This is a genomic window from Paenibacillus puldeungensis (genome assembly GCF_042678945.1).
Lineage (GTDB): Bacteria > Bacillota > Bacilli > Paenibacillales > Paenibacillaceae > Fontibacillus > Fontibacillus puldeungensis.
In genome coordinates this window covers 56,674-69,934 of the sequence record NZ_JBHTLM010000025.1, presented here as the reverse complement: position 1 = coordinate 69,934, position 13,261 = coordinate 56,674, and the positions used below count along the sequence as shown (strand labels likewise).

The window sequence follows — 13,261 nt, the reverse complement described above, 5'->3', positions numbered from 1 at the left end:
GAAGCCCCCCTCAAGATGAGATTTCCCAATGAGTAAGACCCCTTGAAGACGACGAGGTTGATAGGCCTGAGGTGGAAGTGCAGCAATGCATGGAGCTGACAGGTACTAATCGGTCGAGGGCTTATCCTAAAAATCTTAAAGCGCAAACAACGTTTCGTATCCAGTTTTCAGGTGATCAAACATCTGAAGTAAAGATTTTAAGCTGCATGTCTTTTCTGAGGTCTGATATTTTGCTGTAGCGAAATCAGGCAGCGGAAGCAGCGCAAAAATCACGTTTGGTGGCGATGGCGGAGGGGTTCCACGCGTACCCATCCCGAACACGACCGTTAAGCCCTCCAGCGCCGATGGTACTTGGACCGAAGGGTCCTGGGAGAGTAGGACGCCGCCAAGCAATGTTCCCTGATAGCTCAGTTGGTAGAGCACTCGACTGTTAATCGAGTTGTCACAGGTTCGAGTCCTGTTCGGGGAGCCATATGCTCTCATAGCTCAGTAGGTAGAGTGCATCCATGGTAAGGATGAGGTCACCGGTTCGATCCCGGTTGAGAGCTCCATTTTTTAAGGCCCGTTGGTCAAGTGGTTAAGACACCTCCCTTTCACGGAGGTAACAGGGGTTCGAGTCCCCTACGGGTCATCATGATATGGAGGCTTAGCTCAGCTGGGAGAGCATCTGCCTTACAAGCAGAGGGTCGGGGGTTCGATCCCCTCAGCCTCCACCATCAATAATGGGGATTAGCCAAGCGGTAAGGCAACGGACTTTGACTCCGTCATTCATAGGTTCGAATCCTATATCCCCAGTCTTTAATGAGAGCCATTAGCTCAGTTGGTAGAGCACCTGACTTTTAATCAGGGTGTCGAAGGTTCGAGTCCTTCATGGCTCACCATTTTCTTATGTGACTTTTGCAACAGCATTAGTTGCTAGGATGATATAACATTGTGCGCGTGTGGCGGAATTGGCAGACGCACTAGACTTAGGATCTAGCGTCTTTGACGTGGGGGTTCAAGTCCCTCCACGCGCACCATTTGCGGACGTGGCTCAGCGGTAGAGCATCGCCTTGCCAAGGCGAGGGTCGCGGGTTCGATTCCCGTCGTCCGCTCCATAATTTGCGCCCTTAGCTCAGCTGGATAGAGCGTTTGACTACGAATCAAAAGGTCAGGAGTTCGAATCTCTTAGGGCGCGCCATTTTTTCTTCATTATCGGGATGTAGCTCAGCTTGGTAGAGCACCTGGTTTGGGACCAGGGGGTCGCATGTTCGAATCGTGTCATCCCGATTATGTTTTTTGCGGGTGTAGTTCAATGGTAGAACTCCAGCCTTCCAAGCTGGTAGCGTGGGTTCGATTCCCATCACCCGCTCCATACATATCAGTAACATCATCGTAGCAGATGATGTTTTTTGTTATAATTTTTCGGACTTGGTTCATGAAGCATATTGGCATAGAAAGTTCAACCAATATTAATTATACCCTTGCATTTTATTACTTCACCGTGTTAAGGTTTGAGGAACTACAAAAAAAGCAACGCAATTTGGGCTAGCTAGAAGGCAAGACACCTTAGGTTGTTGATTTGTCTCAAGGATGCACCAACAGTGGTATGTCTACACATCATGCATAAATATGAGGTGATTCTTAAGCGGATTCCTTGTATATCTTTTGAGGCCAACTATTTACTAATAGTTTTTCTTGAATTGTATTCATGATTTTGAATATTAAATCATTGACGAACTTTGAATTTTTTCAGAGTTTTCATGGTTCTTACAAATAAAGTGAAGATTTTCAGGGAAGATTATTGTATTATGTTAAGAAAGCTCTTAGAAAGACGGAAGGAAATGGGGGAGAAACATGACTGAGCTAACGGTTACCGCAGGCAAGGGTAACTCAAACAACTTGCTTCGGCGCGACATTCGTTTTTTGGGCAATATTCTAGGAGAGGTCCTTGTTCATCAAGGCGGCAATGAGCTCTTGGATATTGTCGAGAAGATTCGTGAAGCCAGTAAGTCACTGCGGGCTGTATTTTTACCTGAACTGCATGATGAGTTTAAGGAACTGATCAATTCTCTTGAACCCGGAATTCGTCACCAAGTGATTCGTGCATTTGCTATTTACTTTCAACTGGTTAACATTGCAGAACAAAACCATCGTATTCGCCGTAAACGGGATTATGAACGGTCGGCAGGGGAGACGGTTCAATCGGGTACGATCGAATCGTCCGTTAAAGATTTGAAGGACCAAGGCTTCAGCTATGAGGAAGCTCAGGAAATTCTTGAAGGCATGTCTCTAGAGCTGGTCATGACTGCACACCCGACGGAAGCGATGCGTCGTGCTATTCTGGACATCCATAAACGGATTGCCGATGATGTGATGCAGCTCGACAACCCTACCCTTACTTTCCGTGAACGTGAACAACTTAGAGAGAAGCTTTTGAACGAGGTCATCACCCTATGGCAAACCGATGAGCTTCGCGATCGCAAACCAACAGTACTTGATGAAGTAAGAAACGGGATGTACTATTTCCACGAGACCTTGTTTCACGTTCTTCCTGAGGTGTATCAGGAGCTAGAACGTTGTCTTACGAAGTATTATCCGGAGCACTATTGGCACGTGCCTACTTATTTGCGCTTTGGATCCTGGATCGGAGGAGACCGTGACGGCAACCCATCCGTAACATCCGACGTTACCTGGGAGACTTTGCGGATGCAGCGTAAACTGGCTGTACGAGAATATCAGCGTATTTTGTCCGAACTGTTCAAGCATCTAAGCTTTAGCACAAGTATCGTTGACGTTACAAATGAGCTAAATGCCTCTATTCAAAAGGATCGGCTCCAAGTTACCTTGCATAAAGCACCGCAGTGGAACAATGAAAAGGAACCCTACCGTATTAAATTGACATACATGACCGAGAAACTGCATAACCTTCTGGACGATACCAAGCAGGGCACGCAGGAACGCTACACAGATGTTAAAGAATTTATTGAGGATTTAAAAATCATAGATCGCAGCTTGCGTCACCATTATGCGGACTATGTAGCGGATACCCATATCAAGAAACTCATTCGCCAAGTGGAGCTATTTGGTTTCCATACGGCAACGCTCGACATTCGTCAACACAGTAAAGAGCATGAGAATGCCATGACGGAAATTTTGGCAAGTATGAATATTGTGTCAAATTACGGCGATCTGCCTGAGGATGAGAAGGTTAAGCTGCTGGAAAGCTTGCTGAATGATCCGCGTCCGTTGACTTCTCCGTACCAGGATTACACGGAAAGCACGAAGGAGTGCCTTGAAGTCTACCGAACGGTTTATTTGGCGCAAAAAGAATATGGACCACAGTGCATTACCAGCTACCTCATCAGTATGACGGAGGCTGCAAGCGACATTCTGGAGGTCATGGTATTTTCTAAAGAAGTGGGCTTATTCCGCAAAGAAATGGACGGTAACGTCGTTTGCACCTTGCAATCTGTGCCGCTATTTGAAACGATTGATGACCTCCATGCAGCTCCGGGAATTATGCGCCAGTTATTTAGCATGCCGATTTACCGGCAATCTGTCGCTGCGATGAATGACCTTCAAGAGATCATGCTTGGTTATTCCGACAGTAATAAAGATGGTGGCGTGGTAACGGCAAACTGGGAGTTGCGGATGGCCTTGAAACAAATTACGTCCGCGGCCAGTGAGTTCGGCGTGAAGCTTAAGTTTTTCCACGGTCGTGGCGGAGCGCTGGGTCGTGGCGGTATGCCTTTGAACCGCAGTATTTTGGTACAGCCGCCGGAAACGATTGGCGGAGGCATCAAAATTACCGAGCAGGGCGAAGTGATTTCGTCCCGGTACTCACTTCGTGGCATCGCCTACCGAAGCTTGGAGCAAGCAACATCAGCCCTAATAACTGCAGCAATCCATGCTAAGCTGCGCCGGGAAGGCAATCCGGAAGAGGAACGTTGGGAAGAGATTATGGCTGGTATTTCGGAGACATCGCTTAACAAATATCAGGATCTTGTATTTCGCGAGTCAGACTTCCTTAAGTTCTTCAAAGAATCAACGCCTCTTCTGGAGGTGGGCGAGCTGAATATCGGCTCCCGGCCTTCGAAACGCAAAAACAGCGATCGGTTTGAGGATTTACGGGCTATCCCATGGGTTTTCGCATGGACGCAAAGCCGTTACTTGTTCCCGGCCTGGTACGCTGCCGGTACCGGATTGCTGCATTTTTATCAAAACAAAGAAGAGAACCTCAAAGTTCTTCAAAATATGTATCAAAATTTCTCATTCTTCCGTTCGATTATCGATACCCTTCAGTTTGCTTTGATCAAGGCAGACCTGGTTATCGCCAAAGAGTATGCAAATATGTGCTCCGAACATGAAGTGAAGGAACGGGTATTCGGCCAAATTGAAGAAGAGTTCCACCTAACTAAAGAGATGGTATTGAAAATTACGGGTATCTCTGAAATTTTGGACAACGTCCCAGGCTTACAAGAATCCATTCGGTTGCGTAACCCTTACGTTGATCCTTTAAGCTACCTGCAGGTACAACTGCTGAGCGAGCTGCGAACGATTCGGGATCAGGGACAGGATGATCCTATCCTGCTTCGTGAAGTCCTTCTTACCATTAACGGAATTGCAGCTGGACTTCGGAATACGGGCTGATACCCTACAAGGGATTCTAGAGCTCTAAATCAAGCCGGGCCTTCGCAAGAAGGTCCGGCTTGTTCCTTATTGTCTATTGCTTTTTGCAGAAACTTGCTTTAACATTTGAATGAAGTGCCGACGACTAGAGACGCTCCTTTGCAAGAAGGAGACGAGAGCCGGACAGGCAGGTGCAAGTTTGAAGCCCGTCCACGGATCTGGGGGATAATATGGTGGTGGATCATTTCGATGCAAGACTGGTGAAGCTGGCCCGAAAAGGGGATCAAGGGGCTTTTGCAGAACTCGTCGATTTATATAAGGATAAATTGTTTCATTTGGCGTACCGCATGCTGTCCAATCGTCACGAGGCTGAGGACATTGTGCAGGAGACGTTTTTAAGAGTACATAAGAACTGGGCACGCTACGATGACAAACAAAAGTTCTCTACATGGATTTATCGAATCGCAACCAACTTGTGTATCGATCGATTGCGCAAGCGTAAGCCGAATTACTATCTGGATGCCGAAATGAACGATCAGGAAGGCATGGACGGGTATACGCTTATTCCTGGAGATGAACGGACGCCGGAATCGGAATACCTGCTGTCGGAAACGCAGCAGACGATTCATCAGGCCATTGCGGGTCTGCCGGCTAAATATAAATCAGTTATTATTTTAAGGTATCTGCAGGAAATGTCGTTACAGGAGATCAGTGAGGTGCTGGACATGCCGGTAACGACGGTAAAAACGCGCGTCCATCGTGGACGGGAGTTTTTGCGAAAAAAACTGGAGCATAAAATGCTTTAATTGCACCAAATTTTTCAATTTATGTTTTATGAAACGATTTGAGAAGCACAACGTATATTATGGTAGGACGACTGTGAACTTGCCATAAAGATGGTTTCCGCAGAGATTGATACTGAAAGGATTGGCCGATATGGAATGCAAACAAGCCACCTCATTAATGCATGAATACTTGGATGGCGAATTGAGCGGCGATCAGACTGTATTGCTGAAGCAGCATCTTGAAGGTTGTCCGGAATGCCAGATGGAGTTTAAACAACTGGAACAAACCGAAATGATGCTGTTTGCTACCATCAAGCATACCAACCTCTCGGCTCCGGATGAATTGGTGAATCGGATCATCAGTCAAATTCCGAATAAGCCGAAGCAACAAGCTTGGATTAAATGGATTAGGCGGCACCCGGCATTGACGGCAGCAGCTATGTTCCTCTTAGTCATGCTGTTTAGCTCGGTTTCAATGTGGGACCGCAATGACCAACTTGTTGTAAAAGGGACGGACCTTGATCAGGTTATCATTAACGGCGATACGGTTACGGTACCGAGCAATTCCAAAATTGCCGGCAATCTCACTGTAGAGAATGGCAAGGCTGAAATCTACGGTGAAGTGCAGGGCAACCTGACGGTGATTGACGGGTCTTATTACCAGGCTTCAACAGCCCACATATCCGGTGAGGTAAAACAAATCGATCAGGCGCTGGATTGGATATGGTATAGGATCATCAATACGTTTTCGGAAGTCGCCTACAGGTAATGGCATACTCCGCACCACCATTTTTGGCGCCTCCCTTCCGGGAATCAAGGCGCTTTTTTATTTTTTTATAAAAGGAAAATATTACAACGGGATACGAAAGATACTATAGATACGGAGCGCTTGCATCTGACATGTGAACGTTATAACCTAGTAGTTAGAAACCAGAGGTAAGCATTGACGCTGTACATATCGTTTTCTTGCGGCCGTTTGGCTGCAAGGAATAATCCGGGGGTTGCACCATGAACTATTTTACCAGTCTGACTTGGCAGGACTCGATCAAGGATATTATAGATATACTGATCGTTACCTACATCATTTACCACCTGATTTTACTCGTACGGGGAACAAGGGCTGTCCAGCTACTTAAAGGGATATTAGTTCTCGTGGTAATCTGGGCGGTGAGTACGTGGTTTGATTTGTACACGCTGAAATGGCTTATGAATCAGATGTTCACCTTTGGGGTGCTGGCGATCTTTATTATTTTTCAACCAGAGCTTAGACGTGCGCTTGAGCAGCTTGGGCGGGGAAAATTGTTTGGCAGAAATATAGCCGACGAAGAGGAATTAAGCAAGGAAATCGGCGAGATTATTAAGGCCGTAAATTATTTATCACGTAGAAAAATTGGGGCCTTAATTGTCTTTGAACGTGACACAGGGCTTAACGAATACACCGAGTCTGGAATTCCTATGCAGTCCATCATTACTTCGCAACTGCTGATTAATATTTTTATTCCGAATACACCGCTGCACGATGGGGCTGTCATTATCCAGGGGCAAAAAATTTCGGCGGCAGCCTGCTATTTGCCGTTATCGGAAAACCCGTTCATCAGCAAGGAGCTCGGTACACGGCACCGCGCGGCAATCGGCATTAGCGAGGTAGGCGATGCGGTCTCCGTCGTTGTATCCGAGGAAACCGGGCAAATTTCTCTTGCCATCGACGGGCAGGTTGTGCGCGATATCAATGAGGAATCGCTGATCTCCAAGTTATATGAAGAGCTTCGTCAAAACTCCGCAGAGAAAGAGAAACGTGGGCCTTTCCGGAAAAAGAAGGGGGCCAAAAACAATGGATAAATGGCTGACACATAACAATTTTGCGAAGGTGCTGGCCCTTGTGATCAGCATCATGTTATGGGCTATGGTTCACTTAGATAGCGGGTCTCCCGTGAGCCCTACAACGGTAGTTAATAACAAAGTTATCGACAATGTGAAGATTCAAGTGACTGGATTTGACGATAAGAAATATGTACTCTATGATCTCGAGCCGAGTACTGTTCGTTTGGAAGTTAAAGGCAAACGCACCGATATTACAACGGACTTTTCCGATTATAAAGTAAAATTGAATTTGGAAAACGTAGGACCCGGTACTTTTACGCTGCCATTAACTCATGAATTGCCTCCTGGGGTTCAACTCGTATCGATGGATCCATCGATTGTGAAGGTTACGATTGAAGCCAAGGAGACGAAGAAGGTTCCCGTCACGATAGTGACGAAGGGGGAGCCTGCTGATGGTTTATTGCTCGGAACACCGATTATTTCTGGGGATAGCGATGTTGAGGTTACCTTGCCAGAAAGCGAGCTGAATGATCTCGATAAAGTTCAGGGTACGATTGACGTGACTGGTTTGAAGGATTCCATTAAGGGAAAAGCCGTAAAACTGGTGGCTTATGATAAGCAGGGGCAAGTGATGCAGAATGCGGAGATTTCTCCTAGCTCCGTCGATGTAGAGGTTCCGATTAATAAAATGTACAAAAATGTGCCGATCGAGCTGCATCAAACGGGTCGGCTTCCGGCGGGCTATGTATTAGCAGGAATCGAGACCGATGTGGAAGGCGTTGCGCTTTACGGGACCAAGGGAGCTTTGGACGGAATTACCGCATTCCCGCTTACGGTTGATTTAGGAAGATTTGACGGCTCGGAGGAGACGAAATACTCCGTAGACTTGACTCCGCCGGACGGTTTTGAGAAAATCGAGCCGAGCTCTGTTACGATTACACTAAAGGTAAAGCCAGGCGGACAAAAGCAGGTTGATAACATTCCAATCACCTTGGAGCACGAAAATCCACTGTATGATGTGAAATTTCTCCGACCATCCGATCGGATGATATCCCTCACCGTGCTTGGTGCAGAGGATGCCTTGAGTCGGGTGGGGCCAGATCAAATCAAGGTAACGGCTGATATATCTCATTTGGGGGTCGGGGTGCATACGGTTCCAGTAACTGTAAAGCTGCCGTCCTATGTGGAGCTCTCCGACCAGGATAAATCGGCTGAAATTCAAATCGAAATTTTAGAAAAGGGGAAGCCGGCTTCGACGAACTCTGAGGGACAGCCTGCGAATTCGGCAGATAATCAAGGTCCGAACCCGTCAGGGAATGGTGAAGAAGCGGCTAACAATGGCACGGCAGGCGGAACGTGAGGCTTGTTAACACAATAGAGTGTAGAGAGACGGTTGTGGACATCATGAGAGGACATGACAAAACTTAGCCTCGCAAATAGTTGAAGGAGTGAAATTATGGGGAAGTATTTTGGAACTGATGGAGTAAGAGGTATTGCAAATAAAGAGCTGACGGCTGAGCTTGCTTTTCAAATTGGACGCTGCGGGGGTTATGTCCTTGCTGGTCAAGCACCAAAACCTAAGGTTGTAATCGGCATGGACACGCGTATTTCCGGCGTTATGCTGGAGTCCGCACTTGTGGCAGGGATGCTGTCGATTGGTGCAGATGTGATCCGGCTTGGTGTTGTCACAACACCTGCTGTAGCGTATCTGACTAGACTATTAAAGGCCGATGCTGGCGTAATGATTTCTGCATCCCACAATCCAGTGGAGGATAATGGGATTAAATTTTTCGGAAGCGATGGCTTTAAATTGTCAGACGAAACGGAGCTCCAAATTGAGGAACTGCTTGATAAAAATATCGACGAACTGCCTCGTCCGATCGGTGGAGGTTTAGGAAACGTAACGGTGGATAACGAGTCCAAGCTGAAATACTTGGATCACTTGAAGACGACGATTTCTTCCTCCTTTGAAGGACTCAAAATCGTGCTGGATTGCGCGAACGGGGCAGCCTATGAACTTGCTCCTAAGTTGTTCAAGGAGTTGGGTGCTGACGTTCATACGATCGCTGCAGAGCCTAACGGGTTGAACATTAACGATCACTGCGGCTCTACGCATCCTGAAGGGCTTAAGGAAGAAGTAGTTCGTCAGGGTGCACATTTGGGCTTAGCCTTTGATGGGGACGCTGACCGCCTGATTGCCATTGACGAAAATGGGGAAGAGGTCGACGGCGACTACATTTTGTGCATTTGCGGCGATGCGATGAATAAAGCTGGCAAACTGAAGGACAACACAGTAGTTTCCACCGTAATGAGCAACTTCGGTTTCTACAAGGCTACGAAGAAGCTTGGCCTAAACACGCAGCAAACGGCTGTAGGCGACCGTTACGTTATGGCAGAAATGCTTCGCGGCGGGTATAACCTGGGTGGCGAGCAGTCTGGACATGTTATTTTCCTGGATTATAATACGACCGGAGATGGCATTCTGACAGCAATCCAGCTAGTAGATACCCTGAAGTCTACCGGCAAGCCGCTGAGCGAGCTGAAGAAGATTATGAAGCAATATCCACAGGTGCTCGTCAATGTTCGTGTACAGGACAAGAGCAAATATGCTGGAAACACAGCGATTGAGGAAGCTGTCGCTGCTGTAGAGCGTGAGCTTGGCGATAATGGCCGCGTACTCGTCCGTCCATCGGGAACGGAATCGTTGATTCGCGTCATGGCGGAAGGACCGGATAAGCAGGAATTGGAGCAGCTGGTTGGCCAAATCGTAGCTGTTGTGGAGAAGGAGCTCGTATAGCTCTAAATTTTCATTTATCATATCGTAAGCCGCTGGACCGGAAAACAACCGGACTCAGCGGTTTTCTTTTTTAAATTAAAAAAGATTCCATAAAGAGTAAGCTAATTGGGACTAGATCAATATTGCCAAACGGGTCAAAGATGCATATAATTAAGCATATTCGAGTAAAGAAAGCGAGGATCGTGAGGTTACTAGCAATATAAGCGCCAGAGCTTGATTTCGCGCGAGGAGTCAGATCTAAATCATTCATATCGTTAAGTGCCACGTATTGGGGCTGGTTAGATCGTGACTGGACGGCAAATGCAAGCTGACGAGGTGGAGGTGTTCGAAATGTTCGGCGGGGGCCTCCCGGTGCCACATCGCACCGTAACTGAAAGAGCAAAAGGAATGGGCGACTGTTCTGACAAACCTTTCGGCAGATGGATAACATTCATTTGAAAATTCATGAGTGTACGTAGGGGGCAAGACGCGGAAGAGCCGCGGTAGACAGAGTAAAGTGGACATTCATGAAAATATTTCACAGTTAAATAGAAATTTTCTATATTTTCATACAATTGAATAGTTCTTTCTCGTGTACCGCGCGAAGGGTCTTTCGCTTCTGCTCTTACGATACCCATCTATGAGTATGAAACGGAGGATATTTAATTATGTGTGGTATTGTTGGATATATCGGGAATAGAGATACGCAGTCGGTTTTGATTGACGGGCTTAAAAAGCTCGAATATCGTGGTTATGATTCGGCTGGGATTGCTGTGTTCACTTCTGACGGTCTGAAAATTGAGAAGTCGTTAGGACGTCTAGTGAACCTTGAATCCAAACTGGAGGATGCTCCGCTCGTTGGTACGGCAGGGATTGGTCATACGCGCTGGGCAACTCACGGTAAACCGTCTGATGTAAACTCTCACCCACATACCGACCATACCCAGAAGTTTTCGGTCGTTCATAACGGTATTGTCGAGAACTATCTGGAATTGAAAGAAGAGCTGATCAGCCAGGGTTATGAGTTCGTTTCCGAGACGGATACGGAAGTTATCGCCCATTTGGTTGCGCGTGAATACGATGGAGACATCGTTAAAGCTGTTCAAAAAGCGATTAGCTTCATGAGAGGGGCTTTTGCAATTGGCGTGCTGACGGAGTATGAGCCGGATAAGCTGGTAGCCGTACGTCAAGCCAGCCCGCTCATTATCGGGATCGGAGAAGGCGAGAACTTTATCGGTTCAGATATTCCTGCTCTCCTGAAATATACGCGGAATGTGTATATTTTGAATGATGGAGAAATGGCGGTGCTGACAAAGGACTCTGTCGAATTGATGACAATCGAAGGGAATTTTATTTCTCGGGAAATGATTCGTGTCGATTGGGATGCAGTAACGGCAGAAAAAGGCGGTTTCGCTCATTTTATGCTCAAAGAAATTCACGAGCAACCAAGAGCATATCGCGACACGATGCTGGGACGGATTGACGAGAGCGGACGGAAGGTCGTCATTCCTGGACTTAACCTGACGGATGAGAAGATCCGAAGCATTAACAACATTCATATTGTAGCCTGCGGTACAGCTTATAATGCGGGTCTTGTTGGCGGAACAGCGATCGAACAGCTCGTACGGATTCCGGTCATGAACGATGTGGCTTCGGAGTACCGTTATCGTTCACCATTGATCACGCCGGATACTTTGGTCATCGTTGTCAGCCAATCCGGTGAAACGGCCGATACGCTTGCTGCATTGCGTGAAGCTCATGCTAACGGTGCGCATGTACTGGCTATTACTAATGTGGTTGGCAGCTCCATTGCCCGCGACGCAGATGATGTAATCGCGACACTGGCTGGTCCGGAAATCGCCGTAGCCTCGACCAAAGCTTACACATCGCAGTTGATCGCGTTCTATTTGCTTGGCCTGTACATGGCTCAAGTGCGCGGCACGCAAAGCGAAGACGAAGTAGCCCGCATCATAGCAGCTATGCAGTCTCTGCCTGAACAAGTAGAGAGTATGCTTTCGCATTCTGATGCAGTTAAGGCTTATGCCGAGCATATCGCTAACCATGAGCATTTATTCTTTATTGGTCGCGGGTTGGATTACTCTGTCGTACAGGAAGGCTCGCTGAAGCTCAAAGAGATTTCCTATATCCATTCCGAAGCTTATGCTGCAGGTGAATTGAAGCACGGCACGCTGGCGCTGATTGAGGAAGGCATCCCGGTCATCGCTCTTGCAACTCAAGAAAGCGTACTTGAGAAAACCGTAAGCAACATCAAGGAAGTAAAAGCTCGCGGTGGCGAAGTTATGGCCATCACGCATGAAGAGCATGTTCCTGGTTTACTGAAATCGGTCGATAAAGCACTCGCTATTCCGAAGACGCTGTCGCTATTAACGCCGGCTTTGTCTGTTGTACCTCTGCAGCTACTCGCTTACTACGCCGCACTTGCTCGGGGCAACGATGTCGATAAGCCGCGTAACTTGGCGAAGAGCGTGACGGTGGAGTAGGATCGGGGTTAGCGTATTGCAAATGTTGTTAAAAGAAAATAAAGTATTAGACTGAAAATTATCAAGACCTAAATTTAAGAAAATCAAATAACATAAAGGGTTCTACATATTATGCATGACTAATATGTGGAACCCTTTATGTTTAACTATCGTTTCCCGATAGTTCGATGGTTGCAGGATGTAATCACTCAATCACCAGTTTTTCGAGGTCTCCTCCGCATACGTCATATGCAGTAACTTGTACGATACTCCGAAGGTGATATTCCAAGCCGTTTACGAAAAGTAGTCGAAAAATGCGCAGCGCTAGAAAATCCAATAATGACAGCAATATGCGTTATAGTGTAGTTTGAGTTTTCCAATAATTGTTTCGCCTTCTCAATACGTTTTTTCATGACATATTCCATTATCGTTATGCCTGAGACACGTTTAAATGTGTGGTGAAGGTAATACATATTGATGTGCAAATTTCCTGCTATTAAGCTGAGTGTTAAGTGTTCTTTATAGTTTTTATTTATAAATTCAGTAATTTGGAAGACCAATTCTTCTGCTGGACACAAAATCCGGTCTGGTCTACATCTCTTACAGGGTCTGTAACCTCCATGAATAGCATCATCTACAGACATAAATATATCAACGTTATCACGATTTGGAACTCGTGATTTACATGATGGTCTACAAAATATCCTAGTAGTTTTTACCGCATAAAAAAACTTCCCATCGTATGAACTATCGCATTGGGTAATTGCTTGCCAGTGTTCTTCATGCAT

At 46.6% G+C, this 13,261-nt stretch carries 8 protein-coding genes, 11 tRNA genes and 2 rRNA genes; 20 read left to right on the top strand and 1 reads right to left on the bottom strand.

Translation table 11 applies throughout. The features are described from left to right. The 20 genes from ACFQ3W_RS23075 to glmS form a co-directional block, all read left to right on the top strand. A 23S ribosomal RNA gene (locus ACFQ3W_RS23075) occupies positions 1-129 on the top strand; the annotation flags it as partial. Between the two features lie 145 nt (positions 130-274). Continuing rightward, positions 275-391: ribosomal RNA gene (gene rrf, locus ACFQ3W_RS23070) — 5S ribosomal RNA — on the top strand. Positions 392-396: 5 nt separating this feature from the next. Then, positions 397-472, top strand: a tRNA-Asn gene (locus ACFQ3W_RS23065). A gap of 3 nt (positions 473-475) precedes the next feature. Continuing rightward, positions 476-551 (top strand) — tRNA-Thr (locus ACFQ3W_RS23060). 8 nt (positions 552-559) lie between these two features. Further along, positions 560-631, top strand: a tRNA-Glu gene (locus ACFQ3W_RS23055). 9 nt (positions 632-640) lie between these two features. After that, positions 641-716: transfer RNA gene (locus tag ACFQ3W_RS23050), tRNA-Val, on the top strand. A 7-nt stretch (positions 717-723) separates the two neighbouring features. Further along, positions 724-795 (top strand) — tRNA-Gln (locus tag ACFQ3W_RS23045). Positions 796-805: 10 nt separating this feature from the next. Then, a tRNA-Lys gene (locus ACFQ3W_RS23040) sits at positions 806-881 on the top strand. 54 nt (positions 882-935) lie between these two features. Further along, positions 936-1,019, top strand: a tRNA-Leu gene (locus ACFQ3W_RS23035). A gap of 3 nt (positions 1,020-1,022) precedes the next feature. Further along, a tRNA-Gly gene (locus ACFQ3W_RS23030) sits at positions 1,023-1,097 on the top strand. 6 nt (positions 1,098-1,103) lie between these two features. Then, positions 1,104-1,180: transfer RNA gene (locus ACFQ3W_RS23025), tRNA-Arg, on the top strand. A 15-nt stretch (positions 1,181-1,195) separates the two neighbouring features. Then, positions 1,196-1,269: transfer RNA gene (locus ACFQ3W_RS23020), tRNA-Pro, on the top strand. 11 nt (positions 1,270-1,280) lie between these two features. Further along, positions 1,281-1,354, top strand: a tRNA-Gly gene (locus ACFQ3W_RS23015). Positions 1,355-1,836: 482 nt separating this feature from the next. Continuing rightward, positions 1,837-4,632, top strand: coding sequence for a phosphoenolpyruvate carboxylase (gene ppc, locus ACFQ3W_RS23010; protein ID WP_379321578.1), 2,796 nt, complete (start codon positions 1,837-1,839; stop codon positions 4,630-4,632). Between the two features lie 209 nt (positions 4,633-4,841). Then, positions 4,842-5,417, top strand: coding sequence for an RNA polymerase sigma factor SigW (sigW, locus tag ACFQ3W_RS23005; RefSeq protein ID WP_379321577.1), 576 nt, complete (start codon positions 4,842-4,844; stop codon positions 5,415-5,417). Between the two features lie 130 nt (positions 5,418-5,547). Beyond that, complete coding sequence (locus tag ACFQ3W_RS23000; RefSeq protein WP_379321576.1) at positions 5,548-6,165, top strand: zf-HC2 domain-containing protein; 618 nt, start codon at positions 5,548-5,550, stop codon at positions 6,163-6,165. A 239-nt stretch (positions 6,166-6,404) separates the two neighbouring features. After that, complete coding sequence (gene cdaA, locus ACFQ3W_RS22995; RefSeq protein ID WP_379321575.1) at positions 6,405-7,235, top strand: diadenylate cyclase CdaA; 831 nt, start codon at positions 6,405-6,407, stop codon at positions 7,233-7,235. Next, positions 7,228-8,577 (top strand): CdaR family protein, encoded by a 1,350-nt coding sequence (locus tag ACFQ3W_RS22990; protein WP_379321574.1) that lies wholly within the window; start codon positions 7,228-7,230, stop codon positions 8,575-8,577. Before cdaA ends, ACFQ3W_RS22990 begins: the two co-directional genes overlap by 8 nt. A 96-nt stretch (positions 8,578-8,673) precedes the next feature. Beyond that, entirely contained in the window at positions 8,674-10,014 is a 1,341-nt protein-coding gene (glmM, locus tag ACFQ3W_RS22985) for a phosphoglucosamine mutase (protein WP_379321573.1), read from the top strand. 647 nt (positions 10,015-10,661) lie between these two features. Next, a complete protein-coding gene (gene glmS / locus ACFQ3W_RS22980) occupies positions 10,662-12,494 on the top strand; it encodes a glutamine--fructose-6-phosphate transaminase (isomerizing) (protein ID WP_379321572.1) in 1,833 nt (610 codons plus the stop codon). A 224-nt stretch (positions 12,495-12,718) separates the two neighbouring features. Here glmS and ACFQ3W_RS22975 read toward each other — a convergent pair whose 3' ends face one another. Beyond that, positions 12,719-13,261 (bottom strand): bifunctional transcriptional activator/DNA repair enzyme AdaA, encoded by a 543-nt coding sequence (locus ACFQ3W_RS22975; RefSeq protein WP_379321571.1) that lies wholly within the window; start codon positions 13,259-13,261, stop codon positions 12,719-12,721.